Origin of the sequence: Thalassococcus profundi (assembly GCF_003344785.1) — a bacterium.
Lineage (GTDB): Bacteria > Pseudomonadota > Alphaproteobacteria > Rhodobacterales > Rhodobacteraceae > Puniceibacterium > Puniceibacterium profundi.
In genome coordinates this window covers 119,774-141,407 of sequence record NZ_QPMK01000008.1, presented here as the reverse complement: position 1 = coordinate 141,407, position 21,634 = coordinate 119,774, and the positions used below count along the sequence as shown (strand labels likewise).

Genomic DNA, 21,634 nt, shown 5'->3' with positions numbered 1-21,634 from the left:
AAAGGATAGCTCAGAACAGTGCCGCCTCGCGCGCGATAAGGGCGGCTTGGGTGCGGTTGGATGCGCCGACCTTGCGATACAGCGTCTTCATGTGCAGCTTGACCGTCGGTTCGGTGATATCGAGATCGCGGGCGATCTCCTTGTTCGACTTGCCCTCTGTCAGCCCCTTGAGCACCTGCAATTCGCGCTGGGTCAGCTTTTCGGCCAACGGATGCGTCGGCGTGGTGTCAACCGCCGTCATGAAGTCGATGGGCGCGTATTGTTCGCCCATGGCCATGAATTTGACCGCGTTGATCATGGATTTCGCGGGAAGCGTCTTGGGCACAAAGCCGGCCGCCCCGGCGTCGAGCGCCTTTTCGACGATGTCCCGCGTCGCCTCGCCGGACAGAAGCGCCACCCGCTGGCCGTCCTGGAGCGCGATGGTTCGTTTGAGCCCATCCAAGCCGTTCATACCCGGCATGTTGAGGTCGAGCAGGATCAGGTCGAACGGCGCTTCTGCCTCGATCAGGCGATGCGCGCCAAAGAGATCCGCCGCAGTTCTGGTCTCGATCCCGCCCTGGGCCTGCAAGAACATGACGAGCGTGTCACGCAGCAGGTCGTGGTCATCGGCGATCAATACGCGCATCGCGGTCTCCTCTTCGGTCTCTACAACTAAACAGAGATCATGGCTGATGCACGTCAATAAACCAACGCGACCAAGGCAGCCAAGCGGCGCATTCGGACGGACCGCTGTCCGTTCGGATAGGTCCCCTGACCGCAGGGCATAGACGGCCCTCCAATGTCCCGAAAGCCTCGCCGTCCGCTCTGTTGAGCGGCATCATGTTTCCCGTCAGCTTGAGCGCAACTTCTGCAACCTCAAGGACTTACACCGATGAAACACGCTGCCTTCCCGACCCGCTTAGACCTTTCCGACGCAATCACGCCCCCCGCCTTGCCCACGCAATATTTGCCCGCGCTGAAACTCGATCTGGTCGATGCGACGCCTGATCAGGCGATCACCCATCTGCTGGCGCCGGGCCGCCGCCGGGCGTTCTTCATGAACGCGCATTGCTGCAACCTGCGTCGCCGCGATCCGGCCTATGCCCACGCCGTGGCCAAGGCCGACATTCTGCTGCCCGACGGGATCGGCGTCGAACTGGCCGCAAAGATGACCGGCCAGAAACTGACCGCCAACCTCAACGGCACCGACCTTGTGCCGATGCTGCTGTCCAAGGCGGCGCGGATGGGCAAGTCGGTCTACTTGTTCGGCGGCACCCCGGGCACGGCAGAGGCCGCGGCCGGCCGCCTGATCCACACCATACCGCACCTGCGCATCGCGGGCACCCGCGACGGGTACGGCGGCGCGGCGGATGCCGAGGCGGTCATCGCCGAAATCAACGACAGCGGCGCCGATATCGTGCTTGTCGCCTTGGGCGTGCCGATGCAGGAGCTGTGGCTGCACCGACATGCGCACCGTCTGGACGCATCCCTGACGCTGGCCGTCGGTGCGCTCTTCGATTTCTTGGCGGGGACGGTCGTGCGTGCACCCAAGGCGGTGCGCCGGATCAAGATGGAATGGGCCTGGCGTCTTGCGCAGGAACCGCGACGGCTCGCCAAGCGCTACCTTGCCGGAAATTTTGCTTTCCTGACCCATGCCGCCCTGACCGTCGCACGCCGCAGCTCCTTCGCCGATATCCAACGGCGGTTCCTGGACCTCACCGTGTCGGCTGGCGCGCTGCTCTTGCTGTCGCCTCTGCTCGCTCTGACTGCGCTCGCGATCAAGGTCGACAGTCGCGGTCCGGTGTTCTTCAAGCAGACCCGCGTGGGCCGCAATGGCACGCCCTTCACCATCTTCAAATTCCGCTCCATGACCACGGATGCCGAAAAGCAGCGCGCCGATCTGCTGGGCAGTTCGGACCGCGAGGGTGTCTGTTTCAAATCGCGCACCGATCCGCGCATCACTCGCGTCGGGCGCATCATCCGCCGCTTTTCCATCGACGAGCTGCCGCAGATCCTGAACGTGCTGCGCGGCGAGATGGCGATCGTCGGCCCGCGCCCCGCCCTGCCCTGCGAAGTCGAAGCCTACCCCCGCCGTGCCTTGGGTCGGCTTGCGGTCAAACCGGGCATTACCGGGCTTTGGCAGGTGTCGGGCCGCGCCACCGTCGGCTTCGACCAGATGGTCGAGATGGACCTCACCTACGCCTCTTCGTGCACGCTGCTCGTCGATCTCGTGCTGATCTTCAGAACCTTCGGTGCGGTAATCTCCGGCCGCGGCGCTTATTGATCCTCTCGCTCCAGAAAAGGACCCGGACCATGACACATATCCGCACCGCCGTTTTTCCAGTCGCCGGAATGGGCACGCGTTTTCTGCCCGCCACCAAGTCGATCCCGAAAGAGATGCTGCCGCTCGTCGATCGCCCTCTGATCCAGTACGCGGTGGACGAGGCCCGCGCCGCCGGGATCGAACAGTTCATCTTTGTCACCGCCGCGGGCAAGGGCGCGCTTGAGGACTATTTCGACACCGCCGCCGCGCTGGAACAGCGCCTCGCCGCCGCCGGGAAAACCTCTGCGCTTTCCGCGCTCGAGCAGACGCGGATGCTCGAGGGCACGCTGTCCTTCCTCCGTCAGAACGCGCCGCTGGGCCTGGGTCACGCGGTCAAGCTGGCGCGGCGGCTGGTAGGCAACGAGCCTTTTGCCGTTTTGCTGCCCGACGACGTTATTCGCGGTCCTCAAGGCGCGCTGGCCCAGATGGTCGCCGCCCATGCCAAGACCCGCGGCCACATGGTCGCGACGATGGACGTGCCGCGCGCCGAGACCTCGTCCTACGGCATCCTCGACGTGGCACGGACCGCCGGGCGGCTGACCACTGCGCGTGGGCTGGTGGAAAAACCGCAGCCCAACCTGGCCCCGTCGACCAGCGCCGTCGTCGGCCGCTACATCCTGGAACCGTCGATCTTTGCCCGGCTGTCCGACCTCGGTCCAGGCGCGGGCGGCGAGGTGCAGTTGACCGATGCGATCAACGCCGATGTGCAGGCGGTCGGTGTGACCGGCTACCGGTTTCAGGGCGAACGCTTTGATTGTGGATCGGTCGCGGGCTTCGTGCAGGCGACGATCGCCTTCGCTCTCGACCGCCCCGACTTGCAGGGCGCGCTGGGGAGGTTCCTCGACGCGGGGGCGATGCCGAAGCAGCAGGCGGCCTGACGGGCCGTCCTATCCGAACGGATAGGTCTCTATCCGTCTGACCCCATGTGCGCAACGCGCGGATGTGCCATATGGGGACAACCTTAAAGAGGATGTTCCCATGTACCGTTCCCTTTTTCCTGCCCTGGCCGTTGTCGTCGCGACCGCCCTGCCCGCCTGGGCCCAGAGCCTTGCAGAGCCCGAGGGCGAGGTGATCCTCACGGTGTCGGGCGCGCTGGACGTTACAAACGTCGGCGGCACCGCGCAGTTCGACCTCGAGATGCTGGAGGCGCTGGACGCAACCACCTTTGAAACTTCGACCATCTGGACGGAGGGAACGCACAGCTTTACCGGCGTGTCGCTCGACACGCTGCTTGAGCGCCTGGGGGTCGAGGGCGAGACGTTGCGCGCCACCGCAATCAACGATTACGCGGTGGACATTCCCGTGTCGGACGCGGTCGAAGGCGGCCCCATCCTTGCCTATCGGATGGACGGCGAGACGATGTCGGTACGTGACAAGGGACCGCTTTGGGTCATCTACCCCTACGATGCCAGCTCCGACTATCGCTCCGAAGTGACCTATTCGCGCAGCATCTGGCAACTCGACCGCATCGAGGTGATGCAGTAATCAGCGGTAGCCGGGCGCCGGAGCCTCCGGCGCCGCCCAAATCGGACCGGTCCTTCATGTCCAACCTGAAAGCCTCCCCCGTGCGTCTGCGGCTGTTGATCACGCTGCTGCTGGGTGCCGTCGCCCTCGGGGTGACGCTCTATCTCTCGACGGCCGTGGTGCGCGACCTGCGGTTGCTCAACTCGGCCCGGTCGGACAATGTGCAATGGACGCTGTCGCAGGCCGAGGTGGAGTTTCTCGAATACGACCTTCACCTCAATACGAGCCTAGGCAACCTTGATCCCGACCTTCGGACCCTGCGCCGGGAATTCGATATCTTCTACAGCCGGATCAATACGTTGCGGCAGGCGTCGATCTATTCCGCATTGCGCGACGTGCCCGAGTTCTCGCGCAACCTCCGGATCGTGCAGACCTTTCTCGACCGGACCGTCGACACCATCGATGCCTCCGACACGGCGCTGACGGGCGCTCTGCCCGAGCTTATCGAGCGGGCCGAGGCCGTGCGGCCCAACGTCCGGCAACTGGCCAATTCCGGGCTGAATTACTTTGCCGAGGATTCGGACCGCCGCCGCAGCAATATCGCCGTGACCCTGATGCAGATGGCCGCCGTGGTCACGGTCCTGCTGGTGACGCTGCTGCTGCTGGCGCTCTACCTCGCCTATCTCAATGCCCAGAACGTGCGGCGCCGGGCCGAAATCGTCCAAGCCAGCGAGCGGATGAAAATCGTGACCGGCACCGCGCTGGACGCGGTGGTGGTGAGCGATGCCGAAGGCCGTATCCTGGATTTCAACGCCGCCGCCGAACAGATCTTCGGCTACTCCGCCGCCGAGGCCATCGGCGCGGACCTGGGCGGGTTGATCGTGCCCGACCATCACCGCGCCGCCCATGCCGCTGGCATGGAGCGCATGCGCGTCCACGGCGAAAAGCGCGTCGTCGGCAAGGGGCGCATCAAGCTCGAGGCCAAGCGCGCCACCGGCGAGGTCTTTCCGGTGGAATTCGCCATCCAGTCGGCGCAGACCGACGAGGGCGAGATCTTCATCGCCTTCCTGCGCGATATTTCGCACCGCGTGAAGGCCGAGGCCGACCTCGTCGCCGCCCGGGACCAAGCGCTGGCCGGGGAAAAGGCCAAGACCGATTTCCTGGCGACCATGAGCCACGAGATCCGCACACCCTTGAACGGGCTTCTGGGCAACCTGTCCCTGCTGCGCGACACCAAGCTCAGCGCGCGGCAGGCGCGCTACATTAACAACATGGACACCTCCGGCAAGCTGCTGATGAACCATATCTCCGATGTGCTGGACATCACCAAGTACGATGCGGGCAAGCTGCATCTGCGCCCGGTGCAGATGAACATCAGCACGCTGCTGCAGGACATCATCGATAACCAGAGCGGCGCTGCCTCGGCCAACGACACCACGCTGGACTGGGGCTGGATCGGGCCGCCTGCCGACTGGATCCACGCCGACCGCGACCGCATCCAGCACATCCTGATGAACGTTATCGGTAACGCTGTGAAATTCACCCAAGCCGGACGCGTGTCGGTCCAGGCAGAGGTTCTGAGCGCGCCGGACAGCGCGCCGGAACTTCATGTCACTGTCAGCGATACCGGCATCGGCATGGACGACACGCTGCAGTCGCAGATCTTCGACGATTTCCTGACCGGCGACAGCTCTTACGACCGCGAGGTTGGCGGAACCGGGCTCGGGCTCGGCATCGCCCGCCGGTTCGTGCAGGCGCTGGGGGGCGGGATCGATGTCGAGAGCACGCTGGGCGAGGGCAGCACCTTCCTGATCCGCTTTCCGATCACGCCGATCGCCGCGCCGGCCGCTACTGGCCCCCATCGCCGCCTACGCAGCGGAGAGCTTCGGCCCAGCCGGGTCCTGCTGGTCGAGGACAACGAGATCAATCGCGTGGTCGCCCGCGAGATGCTGGTCGCCGCCGGTCACAGGGTCACCGAAGCAGCGAACGGCAAGGTCGCGGTAGACCTTGCGCAGAACAAGACATTCGACCTGATCCTGATGGATATCAGCATGCCGGTCATGGATGGCCGTACCGCCACGCGCCAAATCCGCGATGGCAACGGCGTCTCGGCCCGGACGCCGATCGTGGCACTGACCGCGAATGCCATGGCCGAGGAACAACAGGCGTTCCTGTCGGACGGCATGAACGACATCCTGACCAAGCCGCTGACGCGCGACGGGTTGATGCAGGTGATCGCAAATCACGTGCATCGAGACACCGATCCCCCGGCATTTGCAAAGGACGCCTCCAAGGCCGTCGCGGGGGCTTATCTCGACGACCTGCGCGAAACGCTTGGTGTCGAGGCGCTGCGCCCGCTGCTGGACCGGTTCGTGACCGAGGTGAACGACACGCTCGCCTTTCTTGCGGATCACCACAGCCACGCCCCGGCCGAGATTGCCGCGCGCGCACACCGGATCGCGGGCAGCGCCGCGACTCTGGGCGCCGTCGAGCTGCGCGCCGGGCTGATTGCGGTCGAGACGGCAGCGAACGCGGGCGACGAAAAGGGCATGGCCAAGGCCATCGCGGCGCTGCCCGCGATCTGGTTCGTCACGAGACCCCAAATGCGGGCCGACCGCGACGACGCCCCCGACGCCTAGAGCGCCAGCGCCGAGATACCGAGAATGCCAAGGACCCGGGCGACCTCGCCGACGTTGGTGATGGTGCTGTCGTAACAGGCGATGGAATCGCCGGGGAGCAGGAATGGGTCGTAATCGTCCCGGTCCGCGCGGCGCAGCAGGTTCTCGATGTCGCGCTCGATCACCACGGAAACTTCGGTGATCGGGTTGCGCGAGAACAGCACCGCCGACCGGTCCGCGCTCGTCGCCCGCGCCCCGCCGACACAGTTGGTATCGATCACCGCCTGCATGTAGCGCGTACCGTAAGGCACTTCACGCACGTCGCGGCCCACGGCAGACGGCGCATTGCCGGTGGCCGGTTGCGTGAGGTTCGACAGGAACAGAGACACGCCCGGCGGGCTGATCGGGCTGGGCCGCATCAGGTCTTCCTGGAAACAGCCGCGGCTGGGCACCGACACCTCGTCGCCGGTCAGCAGCATGATGTCGACGGCGTTGCGCCCCTCGAACACGCCGCGCATGTCGAGCTTGAAGAGAGATCCTCCCCTGCGCACCTCGACGGCGGAAATATCCGCATCGGGACGCACGCCACCGACGGCACGCAGCGCCGCCGAGAGGTTGCGTCCTTCACTCGAGGCACCGAGAGCGCCCTGCCTCCGACTGTCGACCTGGTCGCCCGAAACGCCGCCGATCTCGACCGCGCGCGGTTCGAACACGGCGCCGGAGACGCCCACCGTGACCGAGGCGAAATCGGCCACGCGGACAGAGATGCGCGGGCGTTCTACGAAGAAATCCCCGGCGAGGAGTTGCGCGGCGATATCCGCTTCGATCTCGCCGGTGCTGCGCCCCTGCGCACGGATCGGCGCGAGGAAGGGAAGCTTGAGGGTGCCGTCCCGCGACACGACGTAATCGCCGCTGAAGGTCTCGTCATCGGCGATGCGAATATCGACAAGGTCGTTGCGGCTCAGCCGTTCGCCGCGCAGCGCCACGGCGGCGATGCCGCCACCCTTGCCCCCGGCCCCGCCGCGCCACGGTCGGCACTTGCTGGCATTGATATCCGCGGAGCGCAGGAACTGCGCCTGGCCGCGGCTGACGTCCGGCGTGCGATACTGCGCCTGGTAGCCGTCGCCCGCCGCCACCGGTTCAAGATTGTCGGGCGTGTCGTAGCTGGCGCAGTTCGACAGGGCCAGCACGGCCAGCAGCACCGAACCGAATCTGAGGGTCTTGGACATGCCTGCGCTCGCTTTCACCTGCGGTTGTAATCGTATTAAGCATTTCCGCTGTGCCGGTCGAGCGCGCGGTCGCATCGGATGCCTATCCGTTTGGATATGATGCAGTTCTGTTGCCCCATGCCGCTCGCCCGTGGCGTCCGAGACGGCAAGCACGCCACCCGGTTAGAACCGGTCCTGCAAACATGACTGGACCCCGACAATGACCGCCCTCCTCAAGACATCGCGCGTCGCGCAGAACCTCTTTGCCTACGGCGCGTCCGAGGTGGCGGCGAAGGCGTCGCGCCTCTTGGTGGTGGTCGCCGTGGCTCGCTCGCTCGACCTCGCGCAGATCGGCGTGGCCGCGGCGGCGCTGGCGGCGGCGGACATCCTGAAGGCGCTTACCGAGAACGGCGTCGGGCAGCGGATCATCGCAGCACCCGAGGCCGATCTGCCGCAGACCTGTGCCACCGCGCACCGAATCTTCTGGGCCTGGTGCGTCGGGCTGTTCGTGGCGCAATCCGCAATCGGCCTTGCGCTTTACGCCGCAGGCGGGAGCCCCGAGTTGCTCTTGCTGATCCTGCTTCTGGCGGGCGAATACCTCTTCATGCCGGCGGGCCTCGTGCAGACCGCGCTTGCCATGCGGGCCGGCAAACTGCGCCAGACCGCGGCCATTTCCGGCGCGCAGATCGTTGGCGCCAACCTCATGTCCGCGGCGTTGGCGCTGCTCTGGCCCTCGGCTCTGGCTCTGATCCTGCCGCGCCTGCTGACGGCGCCCTTCTGGCTGCTGGCGATGCGCAGGCTGCATCCCTGGACCCGTGACCTGTCGAACGGCTTTGCCCCGCTGCGCCCGTTCCTCAGCTTCGGCTGGGCGGTGCTGGGCGTGGAACTGATCAAGGCGCTGCGTCTGCAGGCCGACAAGCTGATCGTCGGCACCCTGATGGGAGCCGAGGCGCTGGGTCTCTACTTCATGGCGTTCAACGCAGGGCTCAGCCTCGCCAATTCCTTCTCGGTCGCCTTCTCGACCGTGCTCTTTCCGCATCTCTGCGCAAGCCCCGACAAGACCCACGCCCTGCGCCAGAGCATTCTGCTGGCGATGGGCCTGATTACCCCCGCCGTGGTCACTCAGGCTATCCTCGCGCCCTGGTATGTGCCGATCCTTTTCGGCGAGGGATGGGATGGGCTGGACCGGATCGTGTCGATCCTCTGCCTCGTCGCGATCCCCACGACGCTCTGGTCCGCCACCGCCGGTTGGCTGCGCGCCACCGGGCGGGCCCACCGCGAATTCGGCGTCACCGCCGCGATGACCGCCGCGCTGATGCTCAACACCGCGCTGCTGGCACCCTTCGGCCTTGTCACGGTGGCCTCCGGCTATGCCGTCGTCGCCAGCCTGGTGATGCTCGGCGCCTCGCTTCCCGCTTTGACCCTGGCCTTCGGGCAACGTTTCGCAAAGGTCTGATTTCATGCCGGTTTTCTCGATCATCCTGCCCTGCTTCAACGCCGAGGCCACCATAACCAGAACGCTGGCCAGCCTGTCGGCACAGACCTTCACCGATTGGGAGGCGATCTGCGTGGATGACGGGTCGACCGATGCCACCGCCTTCCTCGTGCGCGCAGCCGCGCGCGATGACCGCCGCATCCGACTGGTTCGCAACACTTCAAAAGGCCCAAGCGCCGCACGCAACATGGCCGCGCTGAAATGCGCCACCGGCGATTTCCTCGCCTTCTGCGATGCCGACGACCTCTGGGTTCCGGGCAAGCTGCTACAGTTGCGCACCGCCTTCACCGACCGCTCCGTCGATGCGATTTATGGGCGGATCGGTTTCTTCAACAAAGTGCCGGGTGATACCGGCGTCACCTCTTCGGTTCCGAAAGGCGATCTGACCATCGACATGCTGCTGGGCGAAAACCCGGTCTGCACCATGTCCAACATTTCCCTTCGCCGCGGCGTGTTCCAGCGCAGCGGCGGGTTCGATCCGGCGATGGTGCACAACGAGGACCTGGACTGGCTGATCCGGCTGGTGGGCTACGGCGCCCGAGTCGTCGGCATCGACCAGATGCAAACCTGGTATCGGACCAGCCCTACCGGGCTCTCTACCGACCTCGGCAAGATGGCATCCGGGCGGGCACAAGCGCTCCGAACGGCTGCGGGCTTCGGCGTCTTCCCGTCCGGTCGCAGCCACGCAGTCCATTACCGCTACCTTGCCCGCCGAGCCTTGCGCATCGCTCCCGAACGCGGCGCCGCGCTGCGGTTCGCGATCTCCGGCCTGTTGCAAAGCCCGTCGGGGTTCCTCTGCCCCCTCAGACGCGGCCTCCCCACGCTTCTGGCCGCTGTCGTTGCCCCGCTCCTCCCCCGCGGCTTCCGCCGCTCCCTGTTCTCCTGATCCCGAAAGACCGATCCCATGACCTTCGCCTCCATCATCGTGCCCGCCTTCAACGTCGCCGACACCCTCTGGGCCACCATGACCGCCCTGCTGCACCAGACCCACCCCGCCTACGAGATCATTGTCGTGGACGACGGCTCCACCGATGCCACCCCCGAGATCGCAGCCCGTTTTGCCTGCGACCCCCGTGTCCGGGTCATACGGCAGGCCAACCGCGGCCTCGCCGGAGCGCGCAACAGCGGCATCGCCGCCGCGCGCGGAAGGTACATCGGCTTTTGTGATGCCGATGACCTGTGGCTGCCGGAAAAGCTGGCGCGGCATGTCGCGCATCTGGACGCAAATCCTCAGGTCGGAATCAGTTACTGCGGCTCCGCTCTGATGAACGACGAAGGCGCGCTGACGGGCCAGGCGCAGCGCCCGCGCCTGACCGGCATCGACGCCGCGACGATCTTCAAGCGCAACCCCATCGGCAATGGCTCCGCCGCGGTCATGCGCCGTGCGGTGTTCGACGAGATCGCTTTCCGCCCGCGCCACGAGACCCTGCGCGACTGGTATTTCGACGAGACCTTCCGGCAGTCCGAGGATATCGAATGCTGGCTCCGGATCGCGCTCAGGACAGAGTGGGTCTTTGAAGGCATTCCGGGTCTATGGACCCAGTACCGGATCAACGCGGGCGGGCTGTCGGCTGCGACCGACCGCCAGCGTGCCGCGTGGGAACGGATGGTGACGAAGCTCACCCCGCTCAACCCCGCTTTCTTCGACGTCAACACCCCCGCCGCCCGGGCCTACCAGCTCCGGTACCTGGCACGGCGCGCGATCAGCGACCTCGACGCCCCCCGCGCGGCGGCCCTCTCGCGCGACTGGATGGCACACTCCTCTGTGCCGTTGATCGAGGAACCGGCGAAATCTCTCGTCACCCTCGCAGCAACCGCGGTGTTGTCACTTTGCGGCACGGCCGTCCTGCGACGAATCATGAAGTACGCCCAGCGGCTTTGTACGTCGGAGGCAGTCTGATGGGTCGCCTGCGGGTCGTTCACCTTGTCGACGACACAACGGCCGGCGGCGTCATGCGAGTGCTGGATCACATCCTGACCAGCCACGCGCTGTCGCGAGATGCGGATCATGAACTGCGGGTCGTGGACCGCTACGGCGTGCTCGCCGATCGTGTCCGGGCGGATTCCATCGTCTCTCACTTGGCAATCAGCTGGCGCATGATGCCGCTGGTTGCGACCTTGCGGGCTTTCCATCCGCGCACGCCGCTTGTGCACGTCGAGCACAGCTACACCGAGGGCTTCGTCGCCGCCAATGTCACTCACACACGCAGGTTCGGCCTGCTTCTCCGAACGGCTTTTCGCCTTTTTGACCGTACCGTCGCGGTTAGCCATGCTCAGGGACGCTGGCTGGAACGCAGTGGTGCAGTCCCCGCCGAAAAACTGACGGTCATCCAATCCTGTGTCGATCTGTCCGGCTTCCGCGCCCTTGCACCCGTCGACAGACCCGCGAAGATCCTCGGTGCGATCGGACGGCTCGACAGGCAAAAAGGCTTCGACACCCTGATAAAAGCATTTCGCCAGATCAACCGTTCCGACCTCGCCCTGCATATCTACGGCGAAGGAGCGGAGGAAGCGCATCTTCGTCACTTGGCCCAGGACGATCCGAGGATCCGTTTCATGGGTTTCGCGTCGGACCCGCTAAACGCGATGGAAGCTGTAGACGCCGTCGCGATGCCATCGGCCTGGGAAGCCTATGGCCTCGTCGCAATAGAGGCCATGGCTGCAGGACGCCCTTTGCTGGTGAACCCGGTCGACGGGCTGGTCGACCATGTCACGCATGGCGCCATTCTTGTCAGCGAAAGGTCTGTCGACGGATGGCGCCGCGAAATTCTGAAACTGGCGGAAGGCACCCCGCCGGTTCAGTCCGTCTGCACCCGCCAAAACCACGCTTTCGAAGAGGTTTTTGCCGCAAGCTGGAACGAGGTCTTTCGGGTGCTTTGCTCCGAATGCCGAGGCGACTTAACCACCTATTGCTGAACTGCAGCTTCGGACCAAATTCGACCGTACACATAATCTGAATTTGCTATCTGAACCCGATATCCAGCTCATCTATGTACAAGGGTTGTCTTTCTCGTCGCGTCCAGCCACCAGCTGCCTCACCGATGATACTGACACAATGACATCGCCTGCAGCTTGAGATATTCTAGAATTAGGTAAGGATCGTTGCAGCTACGCCAGTGCAAAACCACCTTCAGGACGGATTGAAAATCCTCGTGTCGGTGGTTCGATTCCGCCCCCGGGCACCAATATTCTCCCGTCGTTGTACGAAATGGCCCAGTAAAACAAGGTAACTTCGCTATTTTCCGGCCTCGCCGCAATCGGATTGCTACAGGAAGCGCTACGGTAATCTCGTCCCACCCTGGCCCAATCGATCCATGCAGACCAAGACCAGTCTATTTCAGCTGTCCAGCCGGGACTTCCGGCGTGACGATCCGTGCTTGCATAGTCGATGACGCGCTGCCCCTCCTCGAATTGCGCGAGCGTCTGGTGCCAGCACTCGTTCTTCCAGATCAGGCGCATTGACCGCCCCCGGGGATCGTATTCGGCGGTGAACAGCGTGCCGAACCCCTCGGCAAAACGGTCCTGCCGAAGTGGCGCACGGGTGAAGCTGCTGTGCAGGTCCCGAACGCCGACTTGCAGCGTGCTGAGGTAATTGTGCCGGTCGTAGGTGCGAGTGAAGGCAGCGCGATCCGGCACCGCTGCGCCGCTCTGATGGTTCGTGGCGATGGCGCGGGGCATGCGTTTCGCCCCGCCGCCCGGGGCCAGCTCCACGCTCGCGGTCGCGCCCGATGCGTCGGCCAAAACGAGGTTGTAGGCCATGTGTGACGGCACCCGGTCGAGGACGATGAGCGCCTCTTCCACGGTATCGCAGACCTCCAGCACATAGCGCAGGATCGTCGTGACGCCGAAGCCTTCGCCGGTCTCCGACCGCCCGCCATAGGCCAGCGCGACGCTGAGACCGGCATCGTTGATACCGTCGGACAGGCCCCAGAGGAATTCGACCATGCCCATGACCGGCCTGCCGCTCCATTCGCTGCGCAAGAGCAGACCCTCGTTCAGATCCGGCGCCAGGTCGTAGTTGCGCAGCAGGCGCACATCGGTGCCGTCCGACATCGCGGCGAGAGAGCAGCCACCCAGATACCGCGGGGGACACCAGGTGGACAGGAACCGCGCCGCGCGGTCACCGCCGCCGGCGATCGCGACAAGCTGGTCGTAGATCGGCAGCAGTTCCGGCATATGCCGATCCAGTGCGGCACGGCAGGCGGACCGCTCGGGTCCGGCATCGCCACCACGGGCAACGAACCAGGCTTCATAGGCGGGCCACGACCGCAGCCAGCGTTTATGCCATTTTGCTCCGGGCGCCTGCTCGCTGACGGCATCGAAGGTGAGTGTCATGGTCATGTCTGTCAGTCCTTGAATTCGAAGAAGAAGCGTATCATTTCCGCGCTCGCGTCAGGGCCCTGCGGATCTGTGTAGGAGCCGCCGGGCTGCCCGCCCGACCAGGCGTGGCCCAACCCGTCGATCACCCAGTGTTCCAGATGATCGCGCCCGTCGGGTCCGGTCGAAGTCGTGACGGAGCAGGTGCGTCCGTTCACCTGACCCGTCCGGGTCGTCTGCAGGCTGGGTGACGGCGCGTTTCGATCGGCATTCCGGGCGATGCCGTCGCCGTTGGAGACATGCACCGTGCTGTCTGCGGAGCCATGAAACACGATCGTGCGGATCCCGGGGTGGCTTGGTTCTGCCGATTGCTCGGAGCGTTGACCGGCCATGGCGGCAAAGGCGGAAGCGACGTCTCTTGCGGACCTGTAAGGCAAGCCCGAATGGACGCCTGCAGCGGCAAAAACATCCGGGTAGGTCGTCCCGAGGATGACCGCCATGGCCGCTCCGGCGGAGAGCCCGGCCACAAAGCACCGATCGGGCGGGACATCGTAATGCGACATCGCCTCCCGTGCCATGCCGGCAAGGATTTCGGGTTCTCCCCTGTCGCGGGTCTGGTCGTTCGGGCTGAACCAGTTCCAGCAGGTCTGCGCGTTCGCACCGCGCGATTGCTCGGGGTAGAGCACGACGAACCCGTACCGTTCGGCAAGGGCGTTCATGCCGGTGCCGATGGCGAAATCTTCGAGCGTCTGCGTGCAGCCGTGCAGCATCATGACGATCGCAGTGGCGCCCGCGTCGGCCGAGGCCGGAACATAAGTACGATAGGCGCGGCTTCCGCTCCTGCCCTGATGTCTGCCGGAGAGAAATTGCGCCCCGGCGGGGAGGTCCAGCCGCTCCGGGACCGGAGTTGCCCTTGTCGGGCTTTCGCCGACCGGCAGTAGCCGCTGCAACAGCCGCGTCAAACCGTCTGCGTTGGACAGTTGAGACGGCGAAGAAGCGCCGTCGAGCCCGTGCTGCGCAAGCTGGCGCTGCACCAGTTCCTGCGCGTCCGCCAGCCTCTTGGCGCGCGCCTCCCCGGTCATCGGGCGCCGCGCGCCGATGTTGAAATCGAACATGATGTTGGTCCTTGGATAAGATATGTTGAGTTATCGAATGCGGTCGGCGAGCGCCTTTTTCACCTCGTTCGAGGCTTGCAGCGCGCCCAGAACGGTGATCGAGCCGATGGTCTGGAGAGCGAGTTCCGGCGAGACGTCGGGATCGATGCGCGCCAGCCCCACGACTTTCACATGCAGGACTTCCCCCGCGTCCCGCAGCGCTTCGAGGTCGGTCCGGCTGTAGTCGCGCAGACCCAGTTCCATCGTATGCCGCTCGACCGACTTGGTGACGACATCCGCGTGACTGTCCAGGTGGTTGCGGATCGCGGTACGGATGAAATCGCTGCGATTGGAATAGAACCCTTCCTGTACCAGCAGATCAATGCGCCCCAGGTCCACATAGCCGAGGTTGATGGTGATCTTTTCGCTCTCGGGCGTCTTGTCACGCAGGTGTCTGATGTTGCTCACGATCAATCTCCATCTGTATGGATGGTATATGGATGTTTTTCAGCGTAATGCAAGTCGGAAAAACCGTAACGCGTCCATTTCTCACGCCCGGCGCCGACGGCAGCACCGAACCAAAGAACGTTATCCGCAGCAGACCCTGTTCTTGCGCCTGTCGTGAAAAGCAGCTTCTCGACCTAGGTGGCGGTCTTTCCGCACCTTCAACGGACTTCCGCTTTCTGCCCTATCTGCCTGTCTTAGGAGATTGTGCTTCGAGAACTTTCACTATGAACTCGGCCCGAGGAAGTTTCCGCTTACTCGAGAAAATTCCCTTTCGGCGGTGAAAGTCAGCTTGGGCTGGCATTGGCCAGTCACCATTGTGGCAGTTTCCCGCAACCGCTCCTCCAGCCGAACTCCAAGGATCGACGCTGACCCTGCGGCCCGCACCCAACACGCCCCTAAAGCCAAAGCCCACTCGTTCTAGGACATCTTGTCCACAGCCCCAGGTCCGATCACGGACCCCTGCCCTCCTTCTATCATCACTGCACAAGCAACATGATGTAGAGGTACGACATGACCGACAGCCCTACCGCCCGCCTGATCGCAGAAGCCATCGACGCCAGCGGCAAGACGCAACGCGAGATCGCCAACGAGATCGGCTTCGAGCGCCCGAACGTGGTCTCCATGCTCAAGTCCGGCGAGATGCGCATGCATCGCACCTCGACCATTAAAGTCTTCGCTCAGCGGCTCCGCAACGCCAGAAACCCGCAAAAAGTCATCATAGCCGCGGTGGTCTGAAAGCTTGTGCACTCACGAACGCACCGTGCAGGTACCTCCAGAAATGGGTTGGTCAGGATACCTGACAGACACAATGGCTACTGTACAAGACTTTGACCGAAATCCGGCCAGACGCCCCTCTCCTTGAGCATGGCCTCGACTTGCCGCTTGGTGATCTTGCCGTAGCTGGACTTCGGCATCTCGGCCACGAACACATAGGCTGCGGGATGTTTATAGCGTGCCAGCTTAGGTCGCAGGTGGTCCGAAAGCTCTTGCGGATCGACGTCTCGACCCTCGGCCTTGACACAGACAGCCAGACCGACTTGACCCCACTTTGGGTGCGGACATCCGAGCACAGCGATTTCGGCGATGGCTGGATGTTCGAGCAGTCTTTCCTCGATCTCGCGCGGACACCCCCGTTGCGCCGAGCGGATGACCGCGCGACTTCAACCCTCCCGAGGGATTTACCGGCAGCTTGCCGCCACGCGTGGTAAGGCCCTCTCGGATGACGCGGCCCCCCTGCCCTCGCGGCGCCAGGCCCATGGCTTCGTATTCCAGCAGTTCCGCAATGGTGAAGCAGTCATGCGTCTCGACCATATCAATATCGTCGAGGTTCAGCCCGGCAGTCTCTAGAGACTTGCGCCAAGCGCCGGCGGCGCCGGCAAAGGCGGTGGGATCGCGGCGCGACAGCGGCAGCACGTCATTGACCTGCGATCGCGCCCGGAAGGCGATGCCGCACTCCAGGGTGTCGGCGACCTCTGGCACCGCCAGCACCATCGCCACGGCCCCGTCCGAGATAAGCGCACAGTCGGTGCGTCGGAGCGGTCCCGCGACGCGCGGGTTCCGGTCGCTCACATCGTTGCAGAACTCCACGCCCAGCGATTTGCGCATGTGGGCGTAGGGGTTCAGGGTGTCGTTTTCGTGATTTTTTGCGGCAATCATCGCCAGTTCCAGCGAATGGTCCCCGTTGGCTTGGAAATAGCCGTTCGCGATTTGGCCGAAGAGGCCGGCGAACCCGCCGTCCACGTCAGCCTCCTCCGGCACATAGGAGGCCGAGAGCATGATCTCACCCGCTTGCCGCGTCGGAATTGCGGTCATCCTCTCGGCGCCGACGACGATCGCGACCCGACCGCGCCCGGCTTCGAGGAAATCGAGCGCGGCATAAAGCGCGGCCGAGCCGGTGGCACAGGCGTTCTCAAGGTGGGTCGCAGGGACATGGGCCAGCTCGGGACAGGCCACGCCAACGATCGAGCCCTCGAACGCCTGCCGGCAAAAGCCGTTGTTATAGGTCCCGAGAAAGACTCCGTCCACGTCCTCGGCCCCGAGGCCGGCATGGACGAGGGCAGCTGGCACCAGGCCAGCGAGCAGGGCTTCCAGATCCGGTTCCTCGGCCCGGCCGAACTTGCTGTGTTCCCATCCGACGATCCGTGCGCGTGGCATGCGGTCTCCTTCCCTATTCTGACATCGGCCGTGCCGCGCAGAAGCCGCCGTCCACCGCGATGACCTTGCCGTTCACGAACCCCGAGACGTCCCCGTCGAGCAGGGCAAGGGTCATCGACGCAATTTCCTCAATCGTACCGTAACGGCCCATCGGCACGCGCGAAATCCATGTTCGGCGGGTTTCGTCGTCGTGCCAGCGGGCGGCCATCGCCGTCTCCACCGGGCCGGGTGCGATCGCGTTGACGCGGATGCCCTTTGGAGCCAGTTCCGTCGCGAGGATTCGGGTTAGAGTGTTTACCGCGCCCTTCGAGGCACCGTAGGCCGCCCGCCCCACGCTGCCCTGGATCCCGGAGACCGAAGTGATGTTGACGATAGCGCCATTGTTGAGGAAAGGCGCGGCAGCCTTGGCAACGATGAAGCTGCCAACGACGTTCACGTCGAGCACCTTGCGCAACTGGTCCGCGGTCGTCTCGGCGAAAGGCGTATTCTGCCCGACACCGGCACAGTTTACCACGCCGCACAGTTCGCCTCCCTTGGCGAACCCGGCAATGGCCGCTTCCACCGCCGCCTCGTCGGTGATGTCGGCGCCGCTGGTGACGACGGCTGCCTCCGCGAATTCCGATGCCAGCGCATCAAGCGCCTCTCCGGGCAGATCAATGACGCCGACGCGGTAGCCCGCGTCGACCGCAAGACCCAGGATCCCGCGGCCGATACCCGAAGCACCGCCCGTCAGGACCAGGGTCCCCCATGACCCCTGACTGCCGGTCATAGCCACCTCTTGATGCTCTCGCACATCGCGGCCCTCGATATGCCGTAACGATGCTGGAGCACGCCCAGCGTACCGGCGTCGAGGAATCGGTCAGGCAGCGCGATCTGGCGCAGCTCCACGCCCATCCCCGAGCGGCCGATCAGACTGGCCACGGCCTCGCCCAGGCCCCCGATGATCGAGTGGTTCTCGGCCGTGACGACTAGGCGACCGGTGCGGCGGACCTCGCGCAGAATACCCGTTTCGTCCAGCGGCTTGATGGTGGGGACGTGCAGGACCGCGACGTCGATGCCGTCCGCCTGCAATTCCTTGGCGGTGTCGAGAGCCCTCATGGTCATGAAACCGGTCGATACGATCAGGACGTTACGGCCGCCGCGCAGCAGGGCGCTCCGGCCCAGTTCGAAGCGGTAGTCGTATTCGTCCAGCACCTTGGCGACATTGCCACGCAAAATGCGCGTGTAGACCGGGCCGGGGTAATCCGCGATCGCCGGGACCATCTGCTCGATTTCATACGCGTCGCAGGGATCGATCACCGTCATGTTTGGCATCGCGCGGAAGATGGCGATGTCGTCCGTTGCCTGATGGCTCGGCCCGTAGCCGGTTGTCAGCCCCGGCAGGCCACCGATCAGCTTCACATTGGCATCCTGTTCGGCAACGGCCTGAGACATGAAGTCATAGCAACGGCGCGAGGCGAAGGTGGCGTAGGTGGTGGCGAACGGAACGAAGCCCTCCTTGGCCAGCCCCCCCGCTGCCGTCGCCATAAGCTGCTCGGACATGCCCATCTGGTAAAAACGGTCGGGAAACCGTTCAGCAAAGATGTGGATGTCGGTGTATTTGGCCAGGTCGGCGCTCATGCCCACGATCTCGGGGCGCGTCTCGGCCAGCTTGATCAGCGCGTGACCGAAGGGCATTGGCACCGTGCGATGCCCTTCGTCTACGGCCGATGCGGTCACGTCTGGTGCTTTCTTGGTGGTTTTCATCTGCTTGAGATCTGCCCCGCTCATGCCTTGCTCCTCTCGCCCAGCGCCGCGTAGGCGCGTTTCCAGTCGTCATCTCCGAGACAGATGAAATGACTTTTCTCGCGCCCTTCGAGAAAATCGACGCCACAGCCCATCTTGGTGTCGCAGATTATGATGCGGGGCTTTGGCTCTGGGTGCTCGCGGGCGTTGTCGAAGGCTGCAACCAGGCTCGGCAGATCGTTCCCGTCTACGCGCTGGACGTAGAAACCGAACGCCTCGAACTTGTCGACGACAGGCTCTGTATTCATCACTTTCATCGACGGCCCGTCGGCCTGCACCTGGTTGAAGTCTACCGGGGCAATGATGTTGCCCAGACCGTAGTTCGCGGCCGAGATCGCGGCCTCCCAGGTCGGGCCCTCGGCCAATTCCCCGTCGCCCATCAGTATGTAGACAAAAGACTTGGAGCCCTTTCGCTTCAGGCCCATGCTCATGCCAACGGCCATTGGCAGGCCAAGGCCGATCGACCCGCCCGACATCTCGGCGCCGGGCGTATACGAGGTCATGCCCGACATCGGCAAGCGGCTATCGTCGGCGGCGTAGGTGGTCAGCTCGTCCTCGGGGAAGTAGCCCGCTTCGGCCGGGACGGCGTAGTGCGCGATGCCGTAGTGGCCGACGGACAGCAGGAACCGATCGCGCTCTTCCCATTCTGGTTGCTCCGGCCGAACTTGCATCGCGTGAAAATATGCTACCGACAGGACATCGGCGACACCTAGGGCTTGAGCAATGTATCCCTGCCCCTGCGTTTCTGCCATGACCAGCGCGTTGCGCCGGACACGTCCGGCCCGTTCGGCAAGTTGGCTGTTGTGGAGCTTGGCCTCCTGAACCATCGCGTTTCCTTTCGATTTCAGGTTTGTGCAGACACGCCTTCCGGCGGTTCAAACTGCGAAGAGTGTGAATGGGGTGCGCCCGCGGCGCTGGCGTGCTGCCCGCCGTCGACCGGGATGCAGACACCGTTGATGAAGCGGGCATCGTCCGATGCCAGGAACAGGGCGGCTGCGGCCACGCCCTGCGGACGCCCGGCGAAGCCGCAAGGGACCATCGCGGCCCGGGCAGCGCGCATCTCCTCGACCGACCCGTAAGTGCCGGCGATCTCACGATAGACCAGCGGGGTGTGGATGACCCCGGGCATCACGCAGTTCGCCCGGATCCCCTGCCGGCCGTATTGCAACGCCATGGTGACCGTCGCGTGGTTCACCGCGGCCTTGGCGGCGGAATAGGCGAAGTATTCGTAGCCGGTCCAGCGGATCGCCGCGAGCGACGAGATATTGACGATCGCGCCGCGACCAGCCTTCACCATTTGCGGAAGGACCAATTTGCTGCTGCGCCAAACCGTGCCGAGATTCATTTCGATACCGCGGATGTAGTCGGCCTCGCTCAGTTCCGCGGGACCACCCATGATCGTGGCACCCACGTTGTTGTGCAAAACGTCGGTCTGGCCCCAGGCGCGCACCACCTCCTGCACCGCCCGGTCCATAGATGCCAGATCGGTGGCGTCGGCGGTGAGCGACAGAGCCGTGCCGCCGGCCTCCTGAATCAGCTTGGCGATCCGCATCGCTGCCGTGCCATCGCGATCAATGCAGGCAACAGCCCCACCTTCGGACGCATAGGCGGCAGCCGCTGCCGCGCCGTTGGACCATCCTTCCTTCGGCCGGCCGGCCCCGACCACCACGATGACCTTGCCGGAAAATCGGTGACCGGTCGGCGCGGTACTGCGGAACGCATCGGACATCACAGGAAAGCCGTCGAGATCGCGGGCACCGCGGCAATGAGCAGAAGGCCACCGAGCAGCGCAAACATATAGAGCCATACCGCCCAGACAGCCTTGTCTGGAGACACATTGCCGATCCGGCAGGCCAAATAGAACCCGATACCCACGGGCGGTGTCATCAGACCGATGTTCATGGAGACAACGACCACCATGGCATAGTGGATCTCGTTCAGGCCCATGTCGCTGGCGATTGGCAACATCAGGGGCGACATCAAGACCAGTGCCGGAAGGCCCTCCAGAACGCAGCCCAGGACCATGAAGATTACGATGGACAACATCAGGAACGACACGCTGCCACCCGGCAGGCTGGTGGCGAAATCGGCGAGACTCTGGCCAACGCCAGCCTGAGTGATCACCCAGGCCATGGACAGCGCGGTTCCCAAGATCAGAAGGATCGCCCCGCTCATGGCCGCAGTCTCGACCAGCATCCGGTAGAGGCTCTTCATGTCAATACCGCCATAGATGATAGACCCTATGACCAGCGAATAGACGACTGCGATGGTCGAGACCTCGGTAGCGGTTGCGGCGCCGCTGGTCACCGCCCCCCGGATCAGGAAGGGAGGATCGGTGCGGTTCTGTCGGCTGTCGCGATCTTCCTCGTTGCAGGCTACGGCGGCGAGTTCAACGGAGGCTTGGGACTCATGCTGCTCGCGGTGTTCGGCCTCATCGGCTTCCAGAACCTGCATGGCATGAACGGTTTGAAGAACCTGCTCTCCGCGGTGCTCTCTTTGGTCTCGGTCACGACTTACGCGACCGCCGGATTGATCGCCTGGGACTCGGCTGCAATCCTCGCTCTCTCGACCGCGCTGGGAGGATATGTCGACGCGCGGCAGGCGCGACGGATAAGACACACCGAATACCTCCGCGCCCTGATCGTGGGGATCGGCGCGGTGTTGACGATAGTGTTCTTCGTGATCTGACA

General features: G+C 64.3%; 22 protein-coding genes. 10 read left to right on the top strand and 12 right to left on the bottom strand.

Translation table 11 applies throughout. The features are described 5' to 3' along the window. Positions 1 to 10: 10 nt before the first annotated feature. Positions 11 to 625 carry a response regulator gene (locus DU478_RS12460; RefSeq protein ID WP_114511288.1) on the bottom strand — a complete coding sequence of 205 codons (615 nt, stop codon included), beginning with the start codon at positions 623 to 625 and terminating at the stop codon, positions 11 to 13. Between the two features lie 246 nt (positions 626 to 871). Here DU478_RS12460 and DU478_RS12455 point away from each other — a divergent pair, with 246 nt between their 5' ends. The 4 genes from DU478_RS12455 (at position 872) to DU478_RS12440 (ending at position 6,405) form a co-directional block, all read left to right on the top strand. After that, positions 872 to 2,263, top strand: coding sequence for a WecB/TagA/CpsF family glycosyltransferase (locus tag DU478_RS12455; RefSeq protein ID WP_114511287.1), 1,392 nt, complete (start codon positions 872 to 874; stop codon positions 2,261 to 2,263). A gap of 29 nt (positions 2,264 to 2,292) precedes the next feature. Further along, positions 2,293 to 3,180 carry a UTP--glucose-1-phosphate uridylyltransferase gene (locus DU478_RS12450; RefSeq protein WP_114511286.1) on the top strand — a complete coding sequence of 296 codons (888 nt, stop codon included), beginning with the start codon at positions 2,293 to 2,295 and terminating at the stop codon, positions 3,178 to 3,180. Positions 3,181 to 3,280: 100 nt separating this feature from the next. Further along, positions 3,281 to 3,787 (top strand): molybdopterin-dependent oxidoreductase, encoded by a 507-nt coding sequence (locus tag DU478_RS12445; RefSeq protein WP_114511285.1) that lies wholly within the window; start codon positions 3,281 to 3,283, stop codon positions 3,785 to 3,787. Between the two features lie 56 nt (positions 3,788 to 3,843). After that, entirely contained in the window at positions 3,844 to 6,405 is a 2,562-nt protein-coding gene (locus DU478_RS12440) for an ATP-binding protein (protein WP_114511284.1), read from the top strand. Here the strand turns inward: DU478_RS12440 and DU478_RS12435 are convergent. Continuing rightward, a complete protein-coding gene (locus DU478_RS12435) occupies positions 6,402 to 7,613 on the bottom strand; it encodes a polysaccharide biosynthesis/export family protein (protein ID WP_114511283.1) in 1,212 nt (403 codons plus the stop codon). The two genes, DU478_RS12440 and DU478_RS12435, sit on opposite strands and share 4 nt — an antisense overlap. Before the next feature lie 199 nt (positions 7,614 to 7,812). On the opposite strand from DU478_RS12435, the gene DU478_RS12430 reads away from it, so the two are divergent. From DU478_RS12430 to DU478_RS12415, 4 genes are read left to right on the top strand one after another with little or no spacing between them, the layout of a single operon-like run. Then, positions 7,813 to 9,048 (top strand): oligosaccharide flippase family protein, encoded by a 1,236-nt coding sequence (locus tag DU478_RS12430; protein WP_114511282.1) that lies wholly within the window; start codon positions 7,813 to 7,815, stop codon positions 9,046 to 9,048. Positions 9,049 to 9,052: 4 nt separating this feature from the next. Further along, on the top strand, positions 9,053 to 9,973 hold the full coding sequence (locus DU478_RS12425; protein WP_114511281.1) for a glycosyltransferase family 2 protein: 921 nt from the start codon (positions 9,053 to 9,055) through the stop codon (positions 9,971 to 9,973). 18 nt (positions 9,974 to 9,991) lie between these two features. Continuing rightward, positions 9,992 to 10,987 carry a glycosyltransferase family 2 protein gene (locus DU478_RS12420; protein ID WP_114511280.1) on the top strand — a complete coding sequence of 332 codons (996 nt, stop codon included), beginning with the start codon at positions 9,992 to 9,994 and terminating at the stop codon, positions 10,985 to 10,987. Then, complete coding sequence (locus DU478_RS12415; protein ID WP_114511279.1) at positions 10,987 to 12,003, top strand: glycosyltransferase; 1,017 nt, start codon at positions 10,987 to 10,989, stop codon at positions 12,001 to 12,003. The genes DU478_RS12420 and DU478_RS12415 overlap by 1 nt, the downstream gene beginning before the upstream one ends. A 192-nt stretch (positions 12,004 to 12,195) precedes the next feature. Here DU478_RS12415 and DU478_RS12410 read toward each other — a convergent pair whose 3' ends face one another. From DU478_RS12410 to DU478_RS12400, 3 genes are read right to left on the bottom strand one after another with little or no spacing between them, the layout of a single operon-like run. Beyond that, on the bottom strand, positions 12,196 to 13,428 hold the full coding sequence (locus DU478_RS12410) for a C45 family autoproteolytic acyltransferase/hydolase (protein ID WP_114511278.1): 1,233 nt from the start codon (positions 13,426 to 13,428) through the stop codon (positions 12,196 to 12,198). A gap of 5 nt (positions 13,429 to 13,433) precedes the next feature. Beyond that, positions 13,434 to 14,519 (bottom strand): extracellular catalytic domain type 1 short-chain-length polyhydroxyalkanoate depolymerase, encoded by a 1,086-nt coding sequence (locus DU478_RS12405; protein ID WP_114511277.1) that lies wholly within the window; start codon positions 14,517 to 14,519, stop codon positions 13,434 to 13,436. 30 nt (positions 14,520 to 14,549) lie between these two features. Beyond that, the gene (locus tag DU478_RS12400) at positions 14,550 to 14,966 is read right to left on the bottom strand and encodes a CopG family transcriptional regulator (RefSeq protein WP_114511317.1); all 417 of its coding nucleotides are present in this window, start codon (positions 14,964 to 14,966) and stop codon (positions 14,550 to 14,552) included. Between the two features lie 549 nt (positions 14,967 to 15,515). Here DU478_RS12400 and DU478_RS23140 point away from each other — a divergent pair. Beyond that, positions 15,516 to 15,740 carry a hypothetical protein gene (locus tag DU478_RS23140; RefSeq protein WP_199488336.1) on the top strand — a complete coding sequence of 75 codons (225 nt, stop codon included), beginning with the start codon at positions 15,516 to 15,518 and terminating at the stop codon, positions 15,738 to 15,740. Between the two features lie 77 nt (positions 15,741 to 15,817). Here DU478_RS23140 and DU478_RS23710 read toward each other — a convergent pair whose 3' ends face one another. From DU478_RS23710 to DU478_RS12360, 7 genes are read right to left on the bottom strand one after another with little or no spacing between them, the layout of a single operon-like run. Then, a complete protein-coding gene (locus DU478_RS23710; protein WP_407703161.1) occupies positions 15,818 to 16,075 on the bottom strand; it encodes an AMP-binding enzyme in 258 nt (85 codons plus the stop codon). After that, positions 15,966 to 17,159, bottom strand: coding sequence for a thiolase domain-containing protein (locus DU478_RS12385; protein ID WP_233501221.1), 1,194 nt, complete (start codon positions 17,157 to 17,159; stop codon positions 15,966 to 15,968). Before DU478_RS12385 ends, DU478_RS23710 begins: the two co-directional genes overlap by 110 nt. A gap of 13 nt (positions 17,160 to 17,172) precedes the next feature. Beyond that, entirely contained in the window at positions 17,173 to 17,928 is a 756-nt protein-coding gene (locus DU478_RS12380; protein ID WP_114511275.1) for an SDR family NAD(P)-dependent oxidoreductase, read from the bottom strand. Then, positions 17,925 to 18,929 (bottom strand): transketolase family protein, encoded by a 1,005-nt coding sequence (locus DU478_RS12375; protein ID WP_114511274.1) that lies wholly within the window; start codon positions 18,927 to 18,929, stop codon positions 17,925 to 17,927. Before DU478_RS12375 ends, DU478_RS12380 begins: the two co-directional genes overlap by 4 nt. Further along, positions 18,926 to 19,771, bottom strand: coding sequence for a transketolase (locus tag DU478_RS12370; protein ID WP_114511273.1), 846 nt, complete (start codon positions 19,769 to 19,771; stop codon positions 18,926 to 18,928). The genes DU478_RS12375 and DU478_RS12370 overlap by 4 nt, the downstream gene beginning before the upstream one ends. 17 nt (positions 19,772 to 19,788) lie before the next feature. After that, positions 19,789 to 20,673, bottom strand: coding sequence for an SDR family NAD(P)-dependent oxidoreductase (locus DU478_RS12365; RefSeq protein WP_114511272.1), 885 nt, complete (start codon positions 20,671 to 20,673; stop codon positions 19,789 to 19,791). Further along, positions 20,673 to 21,398 (bottom strand): TRAP transporter large permease subunit, encoded by a 726-nt coding sequence (locus DU478_RS12360; protein ID WP_325048098.1) that lies wholly within the window; start codon positions 21,396 to 21,398, stop codon positions 20,673 to 20,675. Before DU478_RS12360 ends, DU478_RS12365 begins: the two co-directional genes overlap by 1 nt. On the opposite strand from DU478_RS12360, the gene DU478_RS12355 reads away from it, so the two are divergent. Further along, a complete protein-coding gene (locus tag DU478_RS12355; RefSeq protein WP_325048099.1) occupies positions 21,288 to 21,632 on the top strand; it encodes a TSUP family transporter in 345 nt (114 codons plus the stop codon). The two genes, DU478_RS12360 and DU478_RS12355, sit on opposite strands and share 111 nt — an antisense overlap. Positions 21,633 to 21,634: the final 2 nt, after the last annotated feature.